The sequence below is a fragment of the Streptomyces sp. NPDC030893 genome, from assembly GCF_055571535.1.
Genome location: NZ_JBVIFC010000021.1, coordinates 43,049 through 66,976, shown reverse-complemented (window position 1 = coordinate 66,976; position 23,928 = coordinate 43,049). Strand labels below are relative to the sequence as shown.

At 73.0% G+C, this 23,928-nt stretch carries 19 protein-coding genes, 1 pseudogene and 1 riboswitch; of the genes and pseudogenes, 7 read left to right on the top strand and 13 right to left on the bottom strand.

Features of this window, described 5'->3' with window-relative positions:
- Both ACZ434_RS29460 and ACZ434_RS29455 read right to left on the bottom strand, forming a co-directional pair.
- Positions 1-306, bottom strand: a complete 306-nt coding sequence (locus ACZ434_RS29460; RefSeq protein ID WP_468461151.1) for an urease subunit gamma — start codon at positions 304-306, stop codon at positions 1-3.
- 58 nt (positions 307-364) lie between these two features.
- Positions 365-1,345 (bottom strand): urea transporter, encoded by a 981-nt coding sequence (locus tag ACZ434_RS29455; RefSeq protein WP_468461149.1) that lies wholly within the window; start codon positions 1,343-1,345, stop codon positions 365-367.
- 76 nt (positions 1,346-1,421) lie between these two features.
- On the opposite strand from ACZ434_RS29455, the gene ACZ434_RS29450 reads away from it, so the two are divergent.
- The 4 genes and pseudogenes from ACZ434_RS29450 to ACZ434_RS29435 form a co-directional block, all read left to right on the top strand.
- Positions 1,422-1,931, top strand: coding sequence for a fluoride efflux transporter FluC (locus tag ACZ434_RS29450; protein ID WP_468461147.1), 510 nt, complete (start codon positions 1,422-1,424; stop codon positions 1,929-1,931).
- Positions 1,931-2,305: a fluoride efflux transporter FluC gene (locus ACZ434_RS29445; RefSeq protein WP_468461145.1), complete on the top strand. Its 375-nt coding sequence runs from the start codon at positions 1,931-1,933 to the stop codon at positions 2,303-2,305. The genes ACZ434_RS29450 and ACZ434_RS29445 overlap by 1 nt, the downstream gene beginning before the upstream one ends.
- Positions 2,302-4,224 carry an FUSC family protein gene (locus ACZ434_RS29440; protein ID WP_468461143.1) on the top strand — a complete coding sequence of 641 codons (1,923 nt, stop codon included), beginning with the start codon at positions 2,302-2,304 and terminating at the stop codon, positions 4,222-4,224. The genes ACZ434_RS29445 and ACZ434_RS29440 overlap by 4 nt, the downstream gene beginning before the upstream one ends.
- A 329-nt stretch (positions 4,225-4,553) precedes the next feature.
- Positions 4,554-4,646 (top strand): annotated as a pseudogene (locus tag ACZ434_RS29435) (phenazine biosynthesis protein PhzF); the annotation flags it as partial.
- A 10-nt stretch (positions 4,647-4,656) separates the two neighbouring features.
- On the opposite strand, the gene ACZ434_RS29430 reads toward ACZ434_RS29435, so the two are convergent.
- The 4 genes from ACZ434_RS29430 to ACZ434_RS29415 all read right to left on the bottom strand — a co-directional run bounded on the left by ACZ434_RS29430 (position 4,657) and on the right by ACZ434_RS29415 (position 10,121).
- Positions 4,657-5,307: a thymidine kinase gene (locus ACZ434_RS29430; RefSeq protein ID WP_468461141.1), complete on the bottom strand. Its 651-nt coding sequence runs from the start codon at positions 5,305-5,307 to the stop codon at positions 4,657-4,659.
- Positions 5,308-5,350: 43 nt separating this feature from the next.
- Positions 5,351-6,544, bottom strand: coding sequence for an alkaline phosphatase family protein (locus ACZ434_RS29425; RefSeq protein WP_468461139.1), 1,194 nt, complete (start codon positions 6,542-6,544; stop codon positions 5,351-5,353).
- The gene (locus ACZ434_RS29420; RefSeq protein ID WP_468461137.1) at positions 6,544-7,131 is read right to left on the bottom strand and encodes a DUF5998 family protein; all 588 of its coding nucleotides are present in this window, start codon (positions 7,129-7,131) and stop codon (positions 6,544-6,546) included. The genes ACZ434_RS29425 and ACZ434_RS29420 overlap by 1 nt, the downstream gene beginning before the upstream one ends.
- Before the next feature lie 68 nt (positions 7,132-7,199).
- Positions 7,200-10,121: a bifunctional acetate--CoA ligase family protein/GNAT family N-acetyltransferase gene (locus ACZ434_RS29415; RefSeq protein ID WP_468461135.1), complete on the bottom strand. Its 2,922-nt coding sequence runs from the start codon at positions 10,119-10,121 to the stop codon at positions 7,200-7,202.
- A gap of 180 nt (positions 10,122-10,301) precedes the next feature.
- Between ACZ434_RS29415 and ACZ434_RS29410 the strand changes: the two genes are divergently transcribed.
- The gene (locus ACZ434_RS29410; protein WP_053637259.1) at positions 10,302-10,583 is read left to right on the top strand and encodes an HPr family phosphocarrier protein; all 282 of its coding nucleotides are present in this window, start codon (positions 10,302-10,304) and stop codon (positions 10,581-10,583) included.
- A gap of 164 nt (positions 10,584-10,747) precedes the next feature.
- On the opposite strand, the gene ACZ434_RS29405 is transcribed toward ACZ434_RS29410, so the two are convergent.
- The 4 genes from ACZ434_RS29405 to ACZ434_RS29390 all read right to left on the bottom strand — a co-directional run bounded on the left by ACZ434_RS29405 (position 10,748) and on the right by ACZ434_RS29390 (position 15,533).
- Entirely contained in the window at positions 10,748-11,452 is a 705-nt protein-coding gene (locus tag ACZ434_RS29405; protein WP_468461132.1) for a GntR family transcriptional regulator, read from the bottom strand.
- A gap of 198 nt (positions 11,453-11,650) precedes the next feature.
- Positions 11,651-12,424, bottom strand: coding sequence for a M23 family metallopeptidase (locus ACZ434_RS29400; RefSeq protein ID WP_468461131.1), 774 nt, complete (start codon positions 12,422-12,424; stop codon positions 11,651-11,653).
- Between the two features lie 12 nt (positions 12,425-12,436).
- Positions 12,437-12,601, bottom strand: a riboswitch (cyclic di-AMP (ydaO/yuaA leader).
- Between the two features lie 191 nt (positions 12,602-12,792).
- Positions 12,793-14,181, bottom strand: a complete 1,389-nt coding sequence (locus tag ACZ434_RS29395) for a M16 family metallopeptidase (protein WP_468461129.1) — start codon at positions 14,179-14,181, stop codon at positions 12,793-12,795.
- Positions 14,178-15,533: a M16 family metallopeptidase gene (locus tag ACZ434_RS29390; protein ID WP_468461127.1), complete on the bottom strand. Its 1,356-nt coding sequence runs from the start codon at positions 15,531-15,533 to the stop codon at positions 14,178-14,180. The genes ACZ434_RS29395 and ACZ434_RS29390 overlap by 4 nt, the downstream gene beginning before the upstream one ends.
- Before the next feature lie 494 nt (positions 15,534-16,027).
- Between ACZ434_RS29390 and ACZ434_RS29385 the strand changes: the two genes are divergently transcribed.
- Complete coding sequence (locus ACZ434_RS29385; protein WP_468461125.1) at positions 16,028-18,478, top strand: DNA gyrase/topoisomerase IV subunit A; 2,451 nt, start codon at positions 16,028-16,030, stop codon at positions 18,476-18,478.
- Here the strand turns inward: ACZ434_RS29385 and ACZ434_RS29380 are convergent, their stop codons facing one another.
- Positions 18,479-19,522, bottom strand: a complete 1,044-nt coding sequence (locus ACZ434_RS29380) for a CobW family GTP-binding protein (protein WP_468461123.1) — start codon at positions 19,520-19,522, stop codon at positions 18,479-18,481.
- A gap of 319 nt (positions 19,523-19,841) precedes the next feature.
- Here ACZ434_RS29380 and ACZ434_RS29375 point away from each other — a divergent pair, with 319 nt between their 5' ends.
- Positions 19,842-20,399 (top strand): DUF6082 family protein, encoded by a 558-nt coding sequence (locus ACZ434_RS29375; RefSeq protein ID WP_468461121.1) that lies wholly within the window; start codon positions 19,842-19,844, stop codon positions 20,397-20,399.
- Here ACZ434_RS29375 and ACZ434_RS29370 read toward each other — a convergent pair whose 3' ends face one another.
- Positions 20,400-20,639 carry a hypothetical protein gene (locus tag ACZ434_RS29370; protein WP_468461119.1) on the bottom strand — a complete coding sequence of 80 codons (240 nt, stop codon included), beginning with the start codon at positions 20,637-20,639 and terminating at the stop codon, positions 20,400-20,402.
- 147 nt (positions 20,640-20,786) lie between these two features.
- The gene (locus ACZ434_RS29365; RefSeq protein ID WP_468461117.1) at positions 20,787-23,912 is read right to left on the bottom strand and encodes a CHAT domain-containing protein; all 3,126 of its coding nucleotides are present in this window, start codon (positions 23,910-23,912) and stop codon (positions 20,787-20,789) included.
- Positions 23,913-23,928 lie beyond the last annotated feature (16 nt).

Here is a 23,928-nt window from a genome sequence, read left to right as displayed (position 1 = left end):
TCAGCCGCCGACCGGGTCGTGGCAGGAGACGAGTTTGTTGCCGTCGTCGAACGTCGCCTCCACCTGGAGCAGCGGCAGCATCTCCCGCACGCCGGGCATGGTGCTGCCCTCGTCGACCACGTTCCGGCCGAGCTCCATGCAGTCGGCGACGCTCTTGCCGTCCCTGGCCGCCTCCAGGATGGCCTCGGTGATGAGCGCCACCGACTCGCTGTAGTTGAGCTTCAGCCCGCGTTCACGGCGTCTGCGGGCCAGGTCGGCCACGACGTACACGAGCAGTTTGTCGATCTCTCGGGGGGCCAGGTTCATCGGTGGAGCGCCTTCCTCGGGGAACGGGTGCCGGCCTGCTCGGGGGGCGGAGCGGGCCTCAGGGGTCGTCGGCGAGCGGGGTGATGCGGGGCAGCAGGGGCACGGCCGCCAGCAGCGCCCAGGTGGTGATGTTGAACGGCCAGGTGAAGGTGTGGCTGCCGAAGGTCTCGAAGAACACCGACAGGGAGGCCGTGAGGGCCGTGGTGGCGGCGGCCGCCACCACGGTGAAGGCGTGGTTCCACGCGGTGGGACGCAGCAGGACGACGCCGAACGCCAGGCTCGTCAGGACGGCGTTGTAGCCGTAGATCCCCTCGCCGATCAGGACGGCGGGCGCGCCGAGAGCCCACGCCGTGAGCAGGCCGACGACGCTGCCCACCACGGCGAACACGCCGACCTTCCAGCCGGCCAGGAAGAGCCCGACCAGCATGATGAGTCCGACGTACCAGGTACCGGCGAAGAAGATCTGGGAGACGTTCGCGAAGAAGCCCTGCCAGAGGTCGGTCCAGTCGACGACGGGGCTCTTGGGGGTCGCCGGGGTGACGGCCGTCTCCGGCGTCCCGTGCCAGACGCGCTCGTACGAGGGGGCCCCGAGGACCATCACGAGGGCGACGAGGCAGAAGGGTCCGGTGAACGCCCGCAGGCCGAAGGGCTGGAGCAGGTGGTTGAGGGTCGCGGTGACCAGGGTGCACATGACGGCGGCGGCCACCGCCAGGACGTACGTCGACGGGTGGTTGCCGAGGTAGACCACCATGGCGATGCTGCCGAGCACGCCGCAGTAGGTCATCAGCCCTTGGGTCAGGGTGGTGTGCGGGACGGCCAGGAGGCGCGCGGTGAGGGTGGACACCACCGCGCCGATGGTGGCGAAGAGCCCCATCTCCCAGCTCTCCACCCACAGGGCCGCCAGGATGACCAGCGAGGTCGCGACGCCGGCCTGGAAGTCGACCTGACCCACACCGCGCAGGGCGCCGAGCGCCGTGTCCTTGAGGGTGCTCTGGGAGGAGACGGAGCCGTCAGCCGTAGTGAGCCGTGCTGCAGCCACACATACTCCTTCGCCGGGGAGGGGCAGGAACGGGTTCGGTGAGAACCGGAGGACATTCGGGACTTAATGTGACGATATGCACCTTCTCAGTGACATGCATCTCCATCCGCATCCGGACCACACGTCCGGCGCACGGTGGCCCGTGGTCGCGGTCGTGGCGGTCGGCGGGGCCGTGGGCGCCCTCCTGCGCTACGGCGCGTCGCGCGTGTGGCCCAACGGCAGCGACGCCCACGCCGTCTGGCGGACCGGAGAGGCCGCCTTCCCCTGGACGACCCTGCTGGTCAACGCCGTCGGCTGCTTCCTCATGGGCGTGCTGACCGTGGCGCTGAAGGAGCGCTTCACCGGCGCCCCCCGGCTGCTGAACCCCCTGCTGGGCACGGGCGTCCTGGGCGGCTTCACCACGTTCTCGTCGTACACGGACGACGTCCGCAGGCTGTTCGAGAACGACCAGCCGGCCACCGCGGTCGGCTACCTCGTCCTGACCGTGGCCGCGGCCCTGGCCGGGGTGGTCCTCGGCGTGGCGCTGACGCGGGCCGTCCTGACGCCTCGCCGGCACGGGGAGACCGGATCGGGGAGGACCTCCTGATGGGTGAGTGGCTGCTGGTCCTCGCCGGGGGCGCGCTCGGCGCCCCGGCCCGCTATCTGATCGGTGAGGCGGCCCGCACGCGCCTGCCGTCCACGTTCCACTGGGGCACCTTCCTCGCCAACATGGCGGCGGCACTGCTCCTGGGCTTCCTGGTCGAGGCCGGCACCGAGGGCGCGCTCGGCTCGACCGGGCAGGCGCTGCTCTCGGTGGGCTTCTGCGGCGCCCTGTCCACCTGGTCCACGTTCTCCAACGAGCTCCTGACCATGTCGAGTGCCCGCCGGACCGCCGGGGCCGCGGGGTATCTGCTGGTGACGGTCGCCGTCGGACTCGGCCTGTCGTTCGCGGGCGCGGGTGTCGCCCGGGCCCTGTGGTGAGAACGGCGCTCACCCGGACGGCGCACCGGCCGCACCTCGCGATACCCGCGCTCGACCGGTGGCGTGCCGTCAGGTCGGCGCTGACCTTCGGGCTCTGCTTCGCCGCCGTCACGGCGGTCGCCGGCGCCGACAAGGGCGTCTTCGCGGCGCTGGGCTGCTACATCGACGCCTACGGCGCCCGGGACCCCTACCCCCGGCGCGGTCCGGTCCTCGGCCTGCTGGCCGCGGGCTTCGTCCTGGCCTTCACCGCGGGTTCGCTGGCGGCGGGGGACGTGTGGGCGATGACGGCCGTGCTCACCGTCGTCTCGGTCACGGCCACCCTGGTCGTACGGACGCTGCATCTGAGCGGCCCGGGCAGCTACTTCATCGTCCTGGTCACCGCGCTGGCCGCCTTCCTGCCGCCGGTGGACCTCGCGGAGACGGGCGCCCGGGCGGGCTGCTTCGCCATCGGCGTGTCCGCGTCGTGGCTGGCCGCCATGTCGGGCCGGCTGCGGCGCCCGTACGAGCCCGAGGAAACCGCGGTCGCGGGCGCGTTCCGGTCGGTCGCGGCCTTCGCCGACGCCGCGGGGAAGCCCGCGGCGGACCTCACGGCGGCCCGGGTGAGCGCCTACACGGCCGTGCACGCGGCGTGGTCGGCGCTCGACGACGGCCGGCGCGGCGGACACACGGCGCCCGCCCCCCGGCGGCTGGTGCTCCACGGACTGATGCTCCGGCTGGAGTACGTGCTCGACGCGGTGCAGAGCACGACGGAACGGGGCGGTGAGCCGGTGCCGGCCGGACGGGCCGGCCCGCTGCGGGAGGCGGCGACGGAGGTGAAGGCCGGGCGGACCCCGCCGGACCGGGCCGTCGCCGCGGGTGCGGAAACCGGACCGCCGGCGCCCGCGGACGGCCGGCCGCCGGAGCCGCTGGACTCCCTCTGGCCTCTTCCCCTGCCGCCGCGCAAGAGCCTGGCCGACGAACTGCGGTTCGCGCTGTCCGCGGCCTCCCCGGCACCGACCGTCGCCCTGCGGGTCGGGGTCGCCGTCGCGGTGGGCACCGTCCTGGGCTGGGCGCTTCCCCTCATGCATCCGGCGTGGGTGGCGGTGGGAGCGGCGGCGGCGCTCCAGGGCGGGCCGGGTCAGCAGCCCTCCCAACGGGTCGGCGCACGGTTCACCGGGACCCTCGCCGGCGTGGTGATCACGGTGCTGGTCGCCCAGGTCTACCGGCCCGGTGTGTGGGCGACCGTGGTCCTGGCGACGGTGGTCCACGCGGTCTCGCGGGCCCTGCCCGCCCGGAGTCTGCTCGCGCGCACCCTGCTGAACACCCCGGTCGCCCTGCTGCTCGTCAACGCCGCGTGGGCCTCCGGTCCGGGCCTGGGAGCGCTCTCCGCGTACCGGCTGCTCGACCTCACCCTCGGCATGTGCCTGGGCATGACGGCCGCCCTGCTGGTGCGCGGGGTGCCGCTGCGCCGCGTGTGCGCCGCCGTCTCCCCGGCCGTCGGGGCGGCGGGCGAGGCGGTGGGGGAACGCCTGCGGACCGGGACGGTCCAGGCCGTGTCCGAGGGGGCGGCTTGGCAGCGCATGGCGGACCTGTGGACCATGCACGCCGCGGTGCCCGCGGAGGAGATCCGGACGACCGGCACCGCGGACCGGCTGTGGCCTGCCGTGCTGGGCGTACGCCGTCTGCTCTCCTGGAACGTCCTCGGCGGACCCACCGTGCCCGCCCCCGCCGACGGCGCGCGGGCCGGGGCCTTCCTGCACGTCCTGGCCGGCGCGGCCCGCACGGACCTGCCGGGTTCCCCCGGCCTTCGCTCGGCGCTCCCCCGCCCGCTGCGGACCCCGCAGCCGGCTCACGACCCCGAGTTGCACAGGAGGCTGACGACGCTCCGGTCCGCGCTGGAGGACCCCGTCTCCCCTGGCCCGCGGCACGCGCGTGAGTGACGGCGCGTGACCGGTTCGGTCCGCACCCGTCAGGCCCCGGTGGCCGGGCCGTCCGCCGCCGGGACGGATCTCGTCGGGCCGGCCTCCTCGGAGCGGCACGTCCGACGCTCGTACGGCCACGAGGGCCCTGCCGACCCGGGCCCCGGTCGGGCAGGGCCCTCGTTGTGCCCGCTGCACCGGACGGGCTCGGCTAGTCGGAGTCCGCGTTCCCGACCGCGGCGCCGGAGGGAACCGGCAAGCGCGCGCCGGTGCCGTGCCGGTGGAGGTGGCCGAGGAGGGTGCGACCCTCAGGGCCACACTCACCAGTGCCGTACGTCGAGGAGATCGCCGAGGACCTGGGCCGACCCGGCGAGTTCACCGTGGCGCTGCGCGCGGGTGACCGGCGGGTTCGGGTCAGCGGCGCGGGAGTCCGTATCGGCTGAGCGGGAGCGGTCAGGTGGTCGACACCGGCAGGACGTCCGGTGACAGGGCCGCCGCGCGGGACGTCGCCGCGGTCATGCGGCGGCGGTGGTGGCGGCGGCACAGGACCTCGTAGCCGATCTCGTCGACCGAGCCGGTGACGTCGCCGACGACCACCTGGGCGCCCTCGACGACCATGACGCCGCCGACCGTACGGGCGTTGTGCGTGGCACGGGCGCCGCACCAGCACAGGGCCTCGACCTGGAGCACCTCGACGCGGTCGGCGAGTTCGACCAGGCGCTGGGAGCCGGGGAAGAGCTTGGAGCGGAAGTCGGTGGTGATGCCGAAGGCGTAGACGTCGAGTTCGAGGTCGTCCACCACGCGGGCGAGCTGGTCTATCTGTTCCGGTGCGAGGAACTGCGCCTCGTCGGCGATGACGTAGTCCGCGCGCCGGCCCTGTGAGAGGTGGTCGACGAGGTGGGCGTACAGGTCCGCGCCCTCGCCGACCTCCACCGCGTCCGTGACCAGGCCCAGGCGGGAGGAGAGCTTGCCCTCGCCGGCCCGGTCGTTGCGGGTGAAGATCATGCCGACCAGGCCGCGTGCCGAACGGTTGTGCTCGATCTGGAGAGCCAGCGTCGACTTCCCGCAGTCCATCGTTCCGGAGAAGAACACCAGCTCGGGCATGGAGGGTCGGGAACCTTTCGGCGGGGCGGTCACGGGCGGAGCCTCAGGAGCGTACTTCGAGCAGGGGGACGAGCTGTTCGGCAGGGGTCATCGAGCCGTGGTTGCCGGCCATCGCCGACTCCCTCGGCTCCCGCTCGGAGGCGATGAGCAGGACGTCGTCCCGCGCGGCGGCGACCACGTCGCCGATGCGGAGGTACACGCGCTCGTCGACCGCCGGCCCGAACCAGCCGGCGGCGATCGCCTCGTCGCGCGAGGCCACCCAGAACCGCTCGCCGAGCACCTCGCGCCAGCAGGTCAGTACGTCGTTCGCCGCGCCGGGGACCGCGTACACGTGCCGGGCGCGGCCCTCGCCGCCGAGGAGGGCGACGCCCGCCTTCAGCTCCCAGTCCTCGTCGAAGTCGATGCGGTGGTCCTCGTCGAAGGGGACGTCGATCATGCCGTGGTCGGCGGTGACGTAGAGGGCGCTGCGCGGTGGCAGCTGTTCGGCGAGGCGCTGGGCGAGCCGGTCGACGTGGCCGAGCTGGCCGCGCCAGGTGTCGGAGTCGACGCCGTAGCGGTGGCCCGCGCCGTCGACCTCGGCGTAGTACGTGTAGACGAGGGCGCGGTCGGCGCCGGCCAGCTGGGCGGCGGCGAGGTCCATGCGCTCCTCGCCGGTGAGCCGGCCGTGGAAGGTGCCGCCGCTGAGCGCGACCTTGGTCAGCGGGGTGTTCTCGAAGGTCGGTGAGGACACCTGCGCGGCGTGCACACCCGCGCGGTGGGCCAGTTCGAAGACGGTGGGGTACGGCTGCCAGGCGCCGGGCGGGGTCCAGGGGTGCCAGCGCAGCTGGTTCATCAGCTCGCCGGTGTCCGGGTCGCGCACGGTGTAGCCGGGCAGGCCGTGGGCGCCGGGCGGCAGGCCGGTGCCGACGGAGGCGAGGGAGGTCGCGGTGGTCGCCGGGTAGCCCGCGGTGATCGGGCGGCCGGTGCCGCCGCGCGAGCTGTCGAGCAGCGAGGTCAGGAAGGGGGCGTCCTCCGGGTGCGCGCGCAGTTGCTCCCAGCCGAGGCCGTCGATCAGGAACACGCAGTTCCGGTCGGCGGGGGTCAGCTCACGGATGCCGGCGGTCATGCCGGGGACGCCGAGGCCCGCGGCGAGCGTGGGCAGCAGGTCGGCGAGCGAACCGGTGCCGTACTCGGGCACGGGGGCGGAGTCGAGGGGGAGCGGTTCCGGGTGGGGGTCCCAGACGGCGGACTGCGCCATTATCGGGGGGTGTCCGCGGTCGCCTCGGAGAGGGCCTGCGCGAAGACGAGCGCCTGGCGCACCGTCTCCGGTCCGTCGCCGGCCTCGCTGACGCGCAGGCTCAGGTCGTCGGCGGTGGAGCTGCCCGTGTAGCCGTGGTCGGCCTCGCAGTTGGGGTCGCCGCAGGCGGCCGGCTCCAGGTCGAGGCGGGAGACGGCTCCCCAGCCGATGGTGAGCACGATCTCGCGCGGCAGGGTGCCCGGCTTGTACGACTCCGGGTTGGCGACCACGCGGCTGACCACGATGGACGAGATCCGGCCGAGCTTGACCGATTCCGTCGACGTGGTGGCGTACGGCGTCGGGGAGGTGCTGTCGGCGGCCTGCTCGTCGGTGTGACTGACGATGAAGCGGTTGCCGGTGAGGACTAGCACGGTCACGTGCCGCCGCACCTCGTTCTGGTCGAACGTCGTCTCCTGGTGGACCAGGTACGACCGGACGGGCTCGCCGCCCACGGCGGCCTCCACCGCCTCGGCCACGAGGGCCGGGTAGTAGCCGCTGCGCTCGATCGCCGCCCGCAGCCCCTGGGTCGTCGTACTGGTCTTGGCCATGACGCCCATCCTAAGGGTGGCCGCCGACTGCGAGGCACCGCTCACCGCGGTCCGCCTCCCGGGCGCCCTCAGTACGCCGGGAGGGTGCGCGGGCCGAGGTCGTCGCGGGCCGGTGGCGGGGCCAGGCGTACGGAGGCGCCGAGGACGCTGACGCCGTGCGGGGCGACGACGACCGGCTCCAGTGTGACGGCGACCACTTCGGGATGGTCGTGGACCAGCCGCGACACCCTCAGCATCAGCTCCTCGAGGGCGGGGGTGTCCACGGGCGCGGAGCCGCGCCAGCCGAAGAGGAGGGGCGCGGTCCGGATCGATCGCACCAGTGAGGTCGCGTCCCGGTCGGTGACCGGGATCAGGCGGTGCGCCATGTCCCCGAGCAGCTGCGAGGGTGCCCCGGCGAGGCCGAAGGACAGCACGGCCCCGGCGGCGGGGTCGATGACCGCGCGGACGAGGGTGTCGACACCGCGCGGTGCCATGCGCTGCACCACCGGGCGCAGTTCCGCCGGGGCTCCGAACAGCTCCGTCAACTCGTCGTACGCCCGGCGCAGTTGTTCTTCGTCCACCAGGTCCAGGCGGACGCCGCCCAGGTCGGCTCGGTGCCTGAGGTGGGGGGCGGTGGCCTTGAGGACCACGGGGTAGCCGAGGGTGCGCGCGGCCTCGGCGGCGGCGTCGGGGGTGGGGGCGGGCAGGGCCCGGTACACGCGGATGCCGTACGTGCCGAGCAGGTCGCAGGTGTCCTCGCTGCCGAGGGTGAGGCCCTCTCCGCGGGAGAGCAGCCCGTCGATGAGCGCGGCGGCGGCCCGTTCGTCGACGTTCTCGTACTCGGGCACCTTGCCGGGTTCGGCGGCCTCGCGCCGCCACTGCGCGTACGCGATGGCCTGGGCGAGCGCCCGGACGGCGCGTTCGGAGGCGGGGTAGGCGGGGATGAGGTGAGCACCCTCGGGGGGTGCGGCGGGTGATGTGGCGGGGGCGGGCGGGCCGGCGTCGAACGGGTCGGGGGCGCGGTCCGGGGGGCCGCCGGCGGTCGGGGGCGCGGGCTGCGGTGCGGCAGGCTGCGGTGCGGCAGGCTGCGGCGGTGCCGGAGCGGCCGGTGGGCGGGGCGCAGGGGCGGTCGCCGGCTGGGGTGCCGTGCTGGTCGCGGCCGACAGCGCCTCCGCGAGGCCGCCGAGTTCGACGTGGACCACGAGGACCGGCTTGGTCGGGGCAGCGGCGGCGGCCGAGCGCAGGGCCTCCGCCAGGGCCGCGTCGCCCACCGAGCCCTCCCCCACCGCCGGGATCGCGGTCACGACGACCGCGTCGCTGGTGTCGTCGGCCAGCGCGTGGGAGAGCGCCGCGTGGAACTCCGCCGCCGAGGCCGCCGTGGTGAGGTCCAGCGGGGGGTGCGGGCGCAACCCCTCGGCGAGGCAGGCCTCGTAGGTGAGCAGGCCCAAGGACTCGGAGTTGCCGAGGATCGCCACCCGGGGTCCGGCGGGCAGGGGCTGGCGGGCGAGCAGCAGGCCCGCGTCGACCAGTTCGGTGATGGTGTCCACGCGGATCACCCCGGCCTGCCGCAGTAGCGCGGACACCGTCTCGTGGGGCAGCCGGGTCGCCCGTACGGCGTGCCCCCGGGGCCCGGCGCCGTGGCGTGCGCCCTGGACCACGACGAGCGGCTTCGCCGCCGCGGTGCGCCGCGCGAGGCGGGTGAACTTGCGGGGGTTGCCGATGGACTCCAGGTACATCAGGGCGACGTCGGTGTCGGGGTCCTCGTACCAGTACTGCAGGACGTCGTTGCCGGACACGTCGGCCCGGTTGCCCGAGGAGACGAAGGTGGAGACGCCGGTGACCCCGGTGACGCCGCCGCCGCGCCGGTGCAGGCGCGAGAGCAGGGCGACGCCGATCGCGCCGGACTGGGCGAACAGTCCGATCCGGCCCGCGCGGGGCGACTCGGGGGCGAGCGAGGCGTTCAGCCGCACGTCCGGGGAGGTGTTGATGACGCCGAACGCGTTCGGTCCGATGATCCGCATGCCGTACGAGCGTGCCTGCCGTACGAGGGCGCGCTGGCGTTCGCGGCCGTCGGGGCCGGACTCGGCGTAGCCGGCGGAGACGACGACGAGCCCCTGCACTCCGTGCTCGCCGCACTCGGCGACCACCTCGGGGACGTGCTCGGCGGGCACCGCGACGACCGCGAGGTCGACGGGACCGTCGATGGCGCGCACGGACCGGTACGCGGCCACCTGGTCGAGTTCCTCGCGGTCCTCCTCGAACGCCTTGTTGACCGCGTAGAGGCGTCCGGTGAAACCGGCGTCCCTGATGTTGTCGAGGATGCTGCGGCCCACACCGCCGGGGGTGCGTCCGGCGCCGACGACGGCGACCGAGCCGGGGGCGAGCAGCCGCTGCACCGACCGCGCCTCCGCGCGCTGTTCGCGCGCGTGCTGCACGGCCATGGAGCGGTCGGTGGGTTCGAGGCCGAACTCCAGGCGGACGACGCCGTCCTCGAAGCTGCGCTTCTGGGTGTACCCGGCGTCGGTGAACACCTTGATCATCTTGGTGTTGGCGGGCAGCACCTCGGCGGCGAACCTGCGGATACCGCGCTCCCGCGCGACGGCTCCGATGTGTTCGAGGAGGGCGGAGGCGACGCCCCGGCCCTGGTGGGCGTCCTGCACGAGGAAGGCCACCTCGGCCTCGTCGGCGGGCTGGGACGCGGGCGTCCCGTCGGGCCCGATCCGGTCGTAGCGTACGGTGGCGATGAACTCGCCGCCGATGGTGGCCGCGAGTCCCACCCGGTCCACGAAGTCGTGGTGCGTGAAGCGGTGGACGTCCTTGGCGGACAGGCGCGGGTAGGGCGCGAAGAAGCGGTAGTACTTCGACTCGTCCGACACCTGCTCGTAGAAGCTGACCAGGCGCTCGGCGTCATCGACGGTGATGGGGCGGATGCGCGCGGTGCCGCCGTCGCGCAGCACCACGTCGGCTTCCCAGTGGGCGGGATACTCGTGCCGGTCCGACGAGATCTGCATGGGCCCCAGAGTACGGCTCGCGTGCGAGAGGGGCGCGAGGCAGTCTGTGGTGGACGACAGCGGGGCCGAGGCCGCGGTCCCGCCGCCCTCCGGGAGCGGGCGGTGATGCCGCTCCCGGGCATCGCCTCACGATGTGGGAAACTGGTCTAGACAACCCTGAACAGTGAAGGGCAGCAACACATGGCTGAGCGCCGCGTCAACGTCGGCTGGGCCGAGGGTCTCCACGCCCGCCCCGCCTCCATCTTCGTCCGAGCCGCCACGGCCGCAGGCGTCCCGGTGACGATCGCCAAGGCCGGGGGCGACCCCGTCAACGCGGCCTCCATGCTGGCCGTTCTGGGCCTGGGCGCCCAGGGCGGCGAGGAGATCGTCCTCGCTTCCGACGCCGAAGGGGCGGACGCCGCCCTGGACCGTCTGGCGAAGCTGGTCTCCGAGGGCCTCGAGGAGCTTCCCGAGACCGTCTGAGCCGTTCACGAATGCGGGACCGCTCATTTCAGGGTCGCCCACCGCACTCGGAAAGGCCCGCCCGGACCACCGGGCGGGCCTTTCGCTTTCCCGAATTCCCCCTTTTTACGGGCAGCGGGGAATAGCCCCCGGGAATGACGCCCTCTTTGTATACGGCACCCGCGTTAAGGGCGCAGACTCGGCATGTTTACGGGATGTTGCGCGTTCCTCACACGGTCCGCGAGGCCGGCGCGGCCGGCACCGGAGCCGAAGCGCAGGCGGTGCGCGGCGCTCGCGCGTTCGGTGTGCAGTGCCGTGACGGACCGCGCGCGCTCGCCGTCGCCGCGTGCCACCGCGTCCGTGATCGCGCCGTGCTCCGCCCAGTACTCGACCGGGTCGGAGGGCCCCTCGGCGGCGTACATCCAGGCGATCTTGTACCGCAGCTGGGTCAGCATCGACGTCAGCGCCGGGCTGCCGCAGGCCTGGGCGAGCGTCTCGTGGAACCAGCCGCTCAGCGAGCGCAGGTCCTCGCTGTTGCCCTGCCGGGCACGCTCCTGCCCCAGCCGGACCAGGCCGCGCAGCACCTTCAGATGGGCCTCCGTGCGGCGCTGGGCCGCGCGGGAGGCGCAGAGCGGCTCGAGGAGCACGTGTGTCTCCAGCAGGTCGGCGGCCTCCCGCTCGGTGGGTTCCGCGACGCACGCGCCCGCGTGCCGGCGGGTGACGACGAAGCCCTCCGCCTCCAGCGTGCGCAGCGCCTCCCGGACGGGAACGCGGGAGACGCCGTATCTCCGGGCGAGGACCTCCTCGGTGAGCCGGCCGCCGCGTTCATGGACGCCCGCGATGATGTCGTCCCGGATCGCCGTACACACCGCGTGCGCGGGAATGCGCATGACCGACCTCCGGATCAATCCCCGTGAAACGCCGACGATTGACGTCCGCTCAGTGACTCTATGGCAATCCGCGGGAATTTCCGACGGCGATCCGGAATCCATGTGTGATTTTTGGACGACGGCGTCCTGAAACGCCGAATGCCCCGGCTCGGGAGCCGGGGCATTCGGGAAACGCGGGTGGCGCGGGACGCGTGCGTCTCAGAGGTTCACACCGTGCGCGCGGAGGTAGGCGACGGGGTCGAGGTCGGAGCCGTAGTCGGCGCCCGTACGGGCCTCGAAGTGCAGGTGCGCGCCCGTGACGTTGCCGGTCGCGCCGGAGAGGCCGATCTGCTGGCCCGCGGTGACCTGCTGGCCCGCCGAGACGGCGATGGACGACAGGTGGCCGTACTGGGTGTAGGTGCCGTCGTTCATCCTGATGACGACCTGGTTGCCGTACGCGCCGCCCCAGCCGGCCTCGACGACGGTGCCCATGCCGACCGACTGGACGGGGGTGCCGCTCGCGGCGTGGAAGTCGACACCGGTGTGGCTGCCGGAGGACCAGACGGCGCCGCCGCTCTTGTAGCCGGTCGACACGTACGAGCCGGGGATCGGGGAGACGAAGGTGTTGAGGCGGATGCGCTCGGCCTCGCGCGCGGCGCGCTCCTTCTCCGCGCGGGCCTCCTCGGCGGCCTTGGCCGCCTTCTCGCGCGCTTCCGCCTCGGCGGCCTTGCGTGCGGCGGACTCGGCCGCCTCGCGCGCGGCCTCGTGCTGGGCGGCGGCCTGGGCGTCGACGCGGTCGGCGACCTCGTCGCCCAGGGTGACCACGGGGGTGAGGCCGGTCTGCGCGGCGGCGGGCTCGGCGGCGAGCGCGGGAGCCGCGAGGGAGCCGACGACGCCGGTGCCGGTGAGCGCCGCGACGCCCGCCGCGCGGACGGTGCCGCGCTGCATCCGGCCGGGACGACGGTGCTTGCCCGGGGCGCGGGTGAACGCCATGTACAGGCTGGTCCTTTCCTTCCCTCTCGCCTACCGGGTTAGCTGACGGGTTCGGAGCAGGAAGGTCTCCTACGGACCCCCTCGCGACACGCGCGGGCGTCCGATTCACCCCAGGGACTCATGTGGGTCCCCGGCTCCCCTGGCTCGCGCCGTACGGGGACTCGGCGATGGCTGTCCGGTGCCGCGGGTGCGGCGCACTGCCCGACGAACAGCCCGCACGAAGCTAAGCGGGACGTCCCCCGATCCTCAAACCGATCACGGTTTTTGTAGCGCATCCCACAGGGCAGACAGGCAACCTCCGACCCAATTCGGGCACAAGCGGGCCCTGGTGACCTGCCGGTCACCAGGGCCCGCACGCGGGTGCCTCGCTACTCGGCCGCCACCACGGTGACTTCGCCGATACCGAGGGCCTCCACGGGTGCCTTGATCTGTGCCGCGTCACCGACGAGGACGGTCACGAGGCGGTCCACCGGGAAGGCGCTCACGACCGCCGCCGTGGCCTCCACGGTGCCGGTCGCGGCCAACTGCCGGTACAGGTCGGCCTGGTAGTGGTCCGGCAGGTGCTGCTCGACCTGGTCGGCCAGGGTGCTCGCGACGGCCGCGGCGGTCTCGTACTTGAGCGGCGCCACACCCACCAGGTTCTGCACGGCGACGTCCCGTTCGGCGTCGGTGAGCCCGTCGGCGGCGAGCGTGCGCAGCACCTTCCACAGGTCGTCGAGGGCCGGACCGGTGTTCGGGGTGTCGACGGAGCCGCTGATGGCCAGCATCGCCGCGCCCGTGCCGTCCGGTGCGGACCTGAGGACCTGTCCGAAGGAGCGTACGCCGTAGGTGTATCCCTTCTCCTCGCGCAGGACGCGGTCCAGGCGGGAGGTGAGGGTGCCGCCGAGGCAGTAGGTGCCGAGCACCTGCGCGGGCCACACGCGGTCGTGCCGGTCCGGGCCGACGCGGCCGATCAGCAGCTGCGTCTGGACGGCGCCGGGGCGGTCGACGATCACGACGCGGCCGGTGTCGTCGGCCACCACGGGCGGAACGGGCCGCGGCTCGGCCGAGGAGCCCGTCCAGGCGCCCAGCGTGTCGCCGAGCAGCTCGTCGAGGTCGACACCGGTGAGGTCGCCGACGACCACGGCGGTGGCCGTGGCGGGACGCACGTGCTTCTCGTGGAAGGCGCGGACGGCCGCGGAGTCGATGCCGGCGACGGTCTCCTCGGTGCCCTGGCGCGGGCGCGACATGCGCGAACTCGCCGGGAACAGCTCCTTGGAGAGCTCCTTCGCCGCGCGGCGGGAGGGGTTCGCCAGCTCGTGCGGGATCTCGTCGAGGCGGTTGCGGACGAGCCGCTCGATCTCGCTGTCGGCGAACGCCGGCGCCCTCAGGGCGTCGGCGAGCAGCCCGAGTCCCTTGGGCAGCCGGGAGGCCGGGACCTCCAGGCTGAGCCGGACACCGGGGTGGTCGGCGTGCGCGTCCAGGGTGGCACCGCAGCGCTCCAGTTCGGCGGCGAACTCCTCCGCGGAGTGCTTGTCGGTGCCCTCGGAGAAGGCCCGCGCCATGATCGTGGCGACCCCGTCGAGGCCGGCCGGTTCCGCCTCCAGGGGCGCGTCGAGCAGCACCTCGACGGCGACGACCTGCTGGCCGGGGCGGTGGCAGCGCAGGACCGTCAGGCCGTTGTCGAGCGAGCCGCGCTCGGGGGCCGGGAACGCCCAGGGCTTGGCCTCGCCGGCCTGCGGCTGCGGGTGGAAGTCCATGGTGGCGAGCTCGGTCACTTCGCCGCCTCCTCGTTCTCGTCGGTGCCGGCGGCCGCGTCGGCCTCGGGGGCGACGGGCTCGTAGACGAGCACCGCGCGGTTGTCGGGGCGCAGCCGGCTCTTGGCGACCTCCTGCACCTCCTGCGCCGTCACCTCCAGGACGCGCTGGACGGCGGTCAGGGCGAGCTGCGGGTCGCCGAACAGCACGGCGTACCGGCACAGTTCGTCGGCACGGCCCGCGACCGTGCCGAGCCGGTCGAGCCACTCGCGCTCCAACTGGGCCTGCGCGCGCTCCATTTCCTCGTCCGTCGGGCCCTGCTCGGCGAACCGGGCGAGCTCCTCGTCGATGGCGGACTCGATGACCGGCACCTCGACGTCGCCGGACGTCTTCACGTCCAGCCAGCCCAGGGACGGCGCCCCGGCCAGCCGCAGCAGGCCGAACCCGGCGGCCACCGCCGTGCGGTCGCGTCGTACGAGACGGTTGTAGATCCGCGAGGACTCGCCGCCGCCGAGGATGGTGAGCGCCACGTCGACGGCGTCGCACGCGCGCGTGCCGTCCTCCGGCAGCCGGTAGGCGGCCATCAGCGCACGCGCGGGGACCTCCTCCTCCACGACCTCGCGCAGCTGCTCGCCCATGACGTCGGGCAGCGAGCCGTCGCGCGGGGCGGGCTTGCCGTCGTGGGACGGGATGGAGCCGAAGTACTTCTCGATCCACGCGAGCGTCTGCTCCGGGTCGATGTCGCCGACGACGGAGAGCACGGCGTTGTTCGGCGCGTAGTACGTACGGAAGAACTGGCGGGCGTCCTCCAGGGTGGCCGCGTCCAGGTCCGCCATCGAGCCGATGGGCGTGTGGTGGTACGGGTGGCCCTCCGGGTAGGCGAGGGCGGTCAGCTTCTCGAAGGCCGTGCCGTAGGGGACGTTGTCGTAGCGCTGGCGGCGCTCGTTCTTGACGACGTCCCGCTGGTTCTCCATGGACTCGTCGTCCAGGGCGGTCAGCAGGGAGCCCATGCGGTCGGCCTCCAGCCAGAGGGCGAGCTCCAGCTGGTGGGCGGGCATCGTCTCGAAGTAGTTGGTCCGCTCGAAGCTGGTGGTGCCGTTGAGGGAGCCGCCGGCGCCCTGGACCAGCTCGAAGTGACCGTTGCCCTTCACCTGGGCGGAGCCCTGGAACATCAGGTGCTCGAAAAGGTGAGCCAGACCGGTACGTCCCTTGACTTCGTGGCGTGAGCCCACGTCGTACCAGAGACACACCGCGGCGACCGGGGTCAGGTGGTCCTCGGAGAGCACCACGCGCAGGCCGTTGGCCAGGCGGTGCTCGGTCGCTGTCAGGCCGCCGGAGCCTGCCTGGGCTGTGGCCGTGTGACCCATGGGCATGTACGTCCCTTCGATCGCGGAGGCGGTCGTCGTTTCCGCCGTTTCTGCCGGTCCTGCCACTGTATGCAAGCGCGCGGACGGCCGGAGAAGTTCCCGCCGGGGGTGGGCTACGCCGAGAGCGAGAATGCCGCAACGCCCCACGGCCAGCCCCGCCTCCACTCCCGCACCCGCGGACAGCCGCGCCACCGCAGCCGCGCCTCCGCACCCGCGCGCAGCCGCGCCACCGCTCCCGCGGGCAGTCGTGCCGCTGGGGCGGCACGGGTGGGCGCGACGGCACCCCGCAAACGCCGGGCCGCGTGACAAACCCCCGGCCCACACCACCGCCGGTGACCGGACAGCCCGCGCGCAGTGCAGCCCAGCACACCCGCCGCGTACCCTGCTCACCCACCCCCACCGACCCCCCGGACCCGGGACCCTGGTCCCGTCTGTCAGTGCGACGGTCCACAATGGTCCGCGTCAGATCCCGTCCCACGCTCAGCAAGGAGCCGGCAGCGATGGCCCGCCGCAGCACGAAGACCCCGCCGCCCGACGACTCGTACGAGGAGAAGATCCTCGACATCGACGTCGTCGACGAGATGCAGGGCTCCTTCCTCGAGTACGCCTACTCCGTCATCTACTCCCGCGCCCTGCCGGACGCGCGGGACGGCCTGAAGCCCGTGCACCGCCGCATCGTCTACCAGATGAACGAGATGGGGCTGCGCCGCGAGCGCGGCTACGTGAAGTGCGCCCGTGTCGTCGGCGAGGTCATGGGCAAGCTGCACCCCCACGGCGACGCGTCGATCTACGACGCCCTGGTGCGCATGGCGCAGTCGTTCTCGATGCGCGTCCCCCTGGTCGACGGCCACGGCAACTTCGGCTCGCTGGGCAACGACGACCCGCCCGCGGCGATGCGGTACACCGAGTGCCGGATGGCCGAGGCCACCAGTCTGATGACCGAGTCCATCGACGAGGACACGGTCGACTTCACGCCCAACTACGACGGCCAGGAGCAGGAGCCGGTGGCGCTGCCCGCCGCGTTCCCGAACCTGCTGGTCAACGGCGCGTCGGGGATCGCCGTCGGTATGGCCACCAACATGCCGCCGCACAACCTGCGCGAGGTGATCGCGGCCGCGCGGCACCTGATCCGGCACCCGGGCGCCGATCTCGACGCCCTGATGAAGCACGTCCCCGGCCCCGACCTGCCCACCGGCGGCCGGATCGTCGGCCTCTCCGGCGTCCGGGACGCCTACGAGACGGGCCGCGGCACGTTCAAGATCCGCGCGACGGTCACCGTGGAGGACGTGACGGCCCGCCGCAAGGGCCTGGTCGTCACCGAACTGCCGTTCACGGTCGGTCCGGAGAAGGTGATCGGCAAGATCAAGGACCTGGTCGGGTCGAAGAAGCTCCAGGGCATCGCCGACGTCAAGGACCTCACCGACCGCGAGCACGGGCTGCGCCTGGTCATCGAGATCAAGAACGGCTTCGTGCCGGAGGCGGTACTGGAGCAGCTGTACAAGCTGACGCCGATGGAGGAGTCCTTCGGTATCAACAACGTGGCCCTGGTGGACGGCCAGCCGCTCACCCTCGGCCTCAAGGAACTCCTGGAGGTCTACCTCGACCACCGGTTCGACGTCGTGCGCCGGCGTTCGGAGTTCCGCCGCGGCAAGCGGCGCGACCGCCTCCACCTCGTCGAGGGTCTGCTCACGGCGCTGGTGGACATCGACGAGGTCATCCGTCTCATCCGCTCCAGTGAGAACTCGGCGCAGGCCAAGCAGCGTCTGATGGAGCGCTTCTCCCTCAGCGACGTGCAGACCCAGTACATCCTGGACACGCCGCTGCGCCGCCTCACCAAGTACGACCGGATCGAGCTGGAGGCCGAGAAGGACCGGCTGAACGAGGAGATCGAGGAACTGACCCGAATCCTCGACTCGGACGCCGAGCTGCGCAAGCTGGTCTCCGCCGAACTGGCCGCGGTGGCCAAGAAGTTCGGCAACGACCGGCGTACGCTCCTGCTGGAGTCGGCCGGCGCCCCGGCCGCCGCCGTACCGCTGCAGGTGGCGGACGACCCGTGCCGTGTCCTGCTGTCCTCCACGGGCCTGCTCGCCCGTACGGCGAACGACGAGCCGCTTGCCACCGGCGGCAAGCGGGTCAAGCACGACGTGATCGTCTCGGCGGCGCCGGCGACGGCCCGCGGTGAGATCGGGGTCGTCACCTCGTCGGGACGTCTGCTCCGGCTGAACGTCGTGGACCTGCCGCAGCTCCCGGAGACCATGCCGACGCCGAACCTGTCGGGCGGGGCCCCGGTGGCGGAGTTCGTGTCCCTGGAGGACGACGAGCAGGTGGTGTGCCTGACCACGCTGGACGAGTCGTCACCGGGCCTGGCGCTCGGTACGGAACAGGGCGTGGTCAAGCGCGTGGTGCCCGACTACCCCTCCAACAAGGAGGAGCTGGAGGTCATCACGCTCAGGGAGGGCGACCGGATCGTCGGCGGGATCGAGCTGCGCACCGGCGACGAGGACCTGGTCTTCATCAGCGACGACGCGCAGCTGCTGCGCTATCCGGCGGCTCAGGTCCGCCCGCAGGGCCGCCCCGCGGGCGGTATGGCGGGGATCAAGCTGACCGAGGGTGCGAAGGTCATCAGTTTCACGGCGGTCGATCCGGCGGTGGACGCGGTGGTCTTCACGGTCGCGGGTTCGCGCGGCACGCTGGACGACTCCGTCCAGACGACGGCCAAACTCACCCCGTTCGACCAGTACCCGCGCAAGGGGCGGGCCACCGGCGGTGTGCGCTGCCAGCGGTTCCTGAAGGGCGAGGACTGCCTGTCCGTGGCCTGGGCGGGCCCGGCGCCGGCCCGTGCCGCGCAGAAGAACGGCGCCGCGGTGGACCTCCCCGAGCCCGACCCGCGCCGCGACGGCTCGGGCGTCTCCCTGGCGAAGACGGTGTCGGTGGTGGCGGGCCCGGTGTAGTTACGCCGCCGGGTCCTCCCCGGCTCCCGGCACATAGCGCAGGACGCCCCACATGCCCCGTTCGTCGGCGTGTGGGGTGTCGTCCCCCACGCAGGCCTCCAGCTCCCCGCGGAGGGCGGGGGCGTCGATGCCCGTGCCGATGAGGACCAGCTGCGTCAGACGCTCCGCGCCGGCCGCCCAGGGCTCGGGGTGGAACCGCAGAAACCGTCCCACGGCGTGCACGGCGTACCGGTTGCCGGTGTCGTACGGCCCGAAGTCGACGTACCCCTTGATCCGGTACAGCCCCTCGGGCCGGCTGTCCAGGAACCGGATCAGCCGCCGTGGGTCCATCGGGCGCCCGGAGGCGAAGGAGACGCTGTCGTACGCGGCGTGCAGATGCCCGGAGTGGTCGGAGCGGTGCAGATCGTCGAACGAGAGCTGCCCGACGCGCTCCTCGCTCGGCCGGCAGTCGAAGAGGAACTCGGGATCGACGCGGCCGTGGGTGGCGGGTACCACGGCCGCGCGGTCGACGAGCGAGCGCACGAGCCCCAGCACCCGCTCGGTGTCCGCGGCCCGGTCGACCTTGTTGACGACGACCAGATCGGCGAGTGCGAGGTGCCGGTCGATCTCGGGATGCGCGGCCCGGGTGGTGTCGAACTCGGCGGCGTCCACGACCTCGACGAGCCCTCCGTAGACGATCCCCGGCAGCTCGCTGGCGAGCACCATGCGCACGAGCTCCTGCGGTTCGGCGAGCCCGCTGGCCTCGATGACGATCACGTCGACACGCGCCTCGGGCCGGGCGAGCCGCTCGAGGTAGGCATCCAGCTCACTGCCGTCGACCGCGCAGCACAGACACCCGTTGCCGAGCGAGACCGTCGAGTCCCCGAGCGCCCCGGCCACGGCCATGGCGTCGATCTCGATGGCCCCGAAGTCGTTCACGACCGCCGCGATACGGCTGCCGCCGCTGTGGTGGAGGAGGTGATTGAGCAGCGTGGTCTTCCCCGAGCCGAGGAATCCGGCCAGCACCACCACCGGAATCTGCCGCCCGCCGCTCCGCACCACCACGCGACCCCTCTCACTCCTGGGCGTACCCCGGCTCGTGTCCGCGCGCACGCCCGGGAACCGACTGACGCACCAGGATACGAGCAGGGAGAACAGCCGCGAAGTGAACGATTGTTAGCAGCACGGGCGGGGCAGACGTTGGGCAAGGCGCCGGTTTGTGCGACCCTCACTTCACTCTGTGCGCCTGCTCTCCGCCTTCCCGCCGATCAGAGCCGCTCGGCACCCTGGAAGGGGGTATGCGCCGCCCACCGCTCGCCGGTTCCCCGCAGTCGACCCGCATCCCGACTACCGGCGGACGGCGGCCCGATCGGGGGGAATGGACATGGCCACAAAGAACAGTGGAATACGGGGGCTCCGCTCCGCGGTCGCGGCGTGCCTCGGCGTGGCGGCCGGCGCCTTCGTCGCCATGGCGGCACAACGGCACACCCTGGACATGATCAACGAGCGGCTGGAGCACCTGGAGCAGCGCGCGCTCACTCAGCGGCAGGCCAATCTGGCCCTGCAGCAGCGCCAGCACTGGGAGCTGCTGAGCAAGGCAATGGACAACCCCGAGCTCACCGAGGTGCTGGACATCTTCGAGGTGCCGGTCACCGTGCAGAAGCGTCGCCAGTACCTCTTCGCCAACGCCCTGTACACCAACCTGCTCTGCTACTACCGCATCGGCAATCTCACGAGGGACGAGTTCTTCAAACACGCCCGGGGCATGTTCCAGAATCCGATCGTCAGGGAGTACTGGTACGCGACCCGGCAACAGCGCGCGAGCCTGACGGAGACGGAGGAAGCGGAGCTCGGCCTGCTGATCGACGACCTGCTGCTGCAACTCGACGAGGCCGACACCGACGAGTGGTGGGTGGTCGGGGACCCGCCGCTCGACGCGTGATCAGACGTCAGGGATGTCCGCCTTGGCCTTCACCAGGGTCTCCCTGGTGATCACGACGATGCGTTCGTAGTCGGCACGCGCGGCGTCCTCGGGGAGTTGGGAATCCAGTGAGTCGGTGGCATCCGTGCCGATGACGGCGAAGTTCCCGTCAGCCAGCTCGAAGATGTCGGGGCACGTTCCCCCACCGGTACTGCCTCGATGGCACGGAGCGACACCGAGACGGCGGATGATCTGACTCACTGGTGAATTTCCTCTGCTCGTCGAGGCGCGGGCGCCGACGCCCGCCGCGGGCGTCATCGTAGACGCGCCCCGGACCGCCCCTCGCGATGCCACGCTCGTAGCACGCGCCCCTTTTGCCGCGCCGCGCCGGCCGGGGCCGGCGTGCGGTCATCGTCCCGTGTGGACGAAGGACGCCCACAGGGCCAGGGGCAGGGACGCGCGGACGTGTCGCTGGGTCTCGGCCAGCGCCGTGGCCGGTGGCACCCCGCGCGCGAGGCGCCGGTGGTAGTCGGCCATCAGCTCGGGCGCCGTCTCGTCGTCGACGGGCCACAGCGCGGCCAGCACGGAACGGGTGCCGGCCGCGAGCAGCAGCGGGGCCGGGCCGATCGCCTCGTCGGGCAGCCGGGTGCCGGTCAGCGCCGCGTCGCAGACACCGAGCACCACATGCACCCGGGACGGCAGGGTCCTGCCCAGCAGTCCGGCCAGCGGAATGCCCGTACCGAAGCGCAGGACCGAGGCCAGCGGCTCCTCGAAGTCGATCGTGAAGTGGCAGGCCAGGTGCGCCACGTCCACGTCCTCCAGCCGGGCGAGGAAGCGGGCGGTCTCGCCGTCCGGGTGCCCGGCGGCGGGCCGCTCGGTGCCCGCCGCCCGGGCCTCCGCCCGGACCTCCGCCCGGACCTTCGTACGGCGCAGAGCACGCCCCTGACGCGCGGAGCCGGCCGATGTGACGACGTGCCGCTCGGCCCGGGCGTAGCAGGAGGCCACGCGGCGTGCCTCGGAGGCCACGGCGGGCAGATGGTCCGTGCCCTCGCCCGCGTCGCAGACGACGGCCGCCCGCGGCTCCGACGGCCACGGCTCCGCGGGACCGATCGACCGGCCGTTCGGCAGGAGGCAGGGGACGGCCCGTTCGAAGAGGCCCCGGCCCCGCGGGTCGTGGGCGACCGTCAGGGGCAGCGCGGCGAGGCGGCCGACCGGGACCAGACCCACGGTGCGCGCGCCGTCCAGCGCGCCCGCGCGGTCCAGCACCTCCACGACGTCCGCGACCAGGGTGCGCCACGTCCATGCCATGACCGTCCCGACCGCCCGGTTCCAGTGCTCCAGCTGGGCGTCCGGATCCGCCGGGGAGCCGGCCGTCCCGTCCGTCGTGAACACCCCGCGCAGCTCGTCGAGGACCTCGTCGACCTCCTCGGTGGTCACCGCGAGTCCGACGGGTGTCACCGTCCCGTCCTCCGTGACGATCAGGGCCGCCCCGCCGCCGTAGGTGGCCGCCCAGTACACCAGCGGACCGCCCAGTTCCCGGGCGGCCGCGACGACGTCGTCGAACGCGACGCGTTCCGCGGGGCGCCCCGCCGCCTCGGCGAGCAGCGTGGCCGCACCCTGCTCCAGGTGGACGACGGCCCGTTCCGGCGCCCCTGCGCGTACCGCGGCCACGGCGGCCATGGCCGCCACCCCCTGCACCGCGAGCCGTGCCCGTTCCCGGTCCTGGCGCCGGGGACGCAGCGTCGTGAGGGTACGGGCCGCGTCCAGGGAGTGGGTGAGGGCCAGTTCGCACTTGTCCCACAGGTGGAACTGGAAGGCCAGGTCGCCGAGTCGCTGTCCGGCGAACTGGGACACGAAGGGCTGTTCCGCGGCCAGCGCCTCGTCCCACAGGTCGCAGGCCCGCTGGAGATCGGCGAGATGGCCGGGCGGACCGGTCCGTTCGCCCCGGGCGGCGTAGTGGTTGCCGAGGGTGTAGGCGATGCGGGCGTGGGCGGGTGAGCCCTCCTCGGCGCGCTCCAGGACGCGTTCGTAGTGGTCGAGCGCCGCCTCGAAGTCCTCGGCGGAGTCCGTCAGCGACGCCCGGGAGGACAGCAGGTTGGCCAGGCTCGCCAGGTGGATCACCGTGTCGGGGGATCCGTCCGGGAGCGTCGCCAGGGCCTCGCCCGTGTACCGCACCGCCTGATCGAGATCGGAGCGGGCGAGGGCGGTCCGGCCGTCCTGCCACAGGGTCAGGGCTTTCGTCTCGTACAGGCCGGCCAGCGCGGCGAGGGCGGTGGCCCGGGCCGGTGAGGGCTCGCGCCGCTCGGCCAGGACCGGGAGCACGCAGGTGATGCCGTCCGTCAGGTCCTCGCGCTCACCGGTCAGCTCGAAGCGCCGGTGCAGGGCGTGGGCCAGGTTGACCCGCAGCGCCAGTTCGATGTCGAGCCGGGTGCCGGTGGCCAGCACCTCGCGGGCCAGGTAGACGGCCTGGTCGAGGTCGTCCCGGTTGCCGTCGTGGTCGAACCGCTCGGTCACGGTGAGGCAGATCTGGTTGGCGAGGACCGCGAGGTCCTGGGGGCTCGGGCCGGCTCCGGTCCGCGCTTCCAGGGCCCGGGCGATCGCGCTGTCCAACCGGCCGCGCCCGCCGCGGTGTTCGAAGTGCGCGAAGTCCAGTACCGCCGCCGTGCCGAGGTAGCCGGCCCGGCCGGGGTGGTCGGCCGGCAGCAGGGCGAGCGCCCGGGCCATCGCGGCGCCCGCCTCCTCCAAGTGCCCCGCGACACCGTCCCGTTCGAACTGCGCGAGCCGCACCTGGGCGAGGGTATCCCACCAGTTCGCCTCGGACCGGGCACGCAGCGGCGCGCCCGGCCCGTCCGCCATCAGCCGGACCGCCTCGTCGAGGCAGCCGGGTGGGCCGAGACCGTTCCGGTGGGCGTCGAGCAGTGCGAGGGCGAGGTTGGCCCGGGTGCCGGCGGCGTCGTCCTGCCCCGCGGTGTCCAGGACGATCCGGTACGTCGCGATCGCGCGCTCGAGATCGGCCGGGTCGCGCCGGAAGGCGAAGCGCTTGGCGTACACGGTCGCGAGGTTGGCGGCGATCAGCGCCCGCCCCTCCTCCCCGACCGCCTCGTCGGCCAGGGCGGGTTCGAGCAGGTCGAGGCACTCCTGGAGGTGGTCGGCGCGCTCCCGCTCCTCCCACGAAGTGAGCAGCGCGCTCGCGAGGTTGACCCGGTCACTGACCCAGGAGCGTTCGTCACCGGCCCGCACCCGGGCGCGGCCCAGTTCGATCGCGTCCTCCAGGTCGGCGAGCGCGGACGTCCCGCGGCGGCGGAAGCGCCGGACTAGATCGACGGCCAGACAGACCTGCACATGTCGGAGGGTGTCGGTGGCGAGGTCGTGCGACAGCAGTTCCCGGCCGATCCGTACCGCTTCGTCCTCCAGGTTCGCTACCTTGTCCTCGTCGTCGATGCGGTCGTCGAGGTCCCGCTGCAGCTGTTCGTAGCGCAGCACCAAGGCTCGCACGTGTTCTTCGCCGTCCGCGGTCGCAGAGGGTGTGTCCACAGGCGCGAGTGTAGGT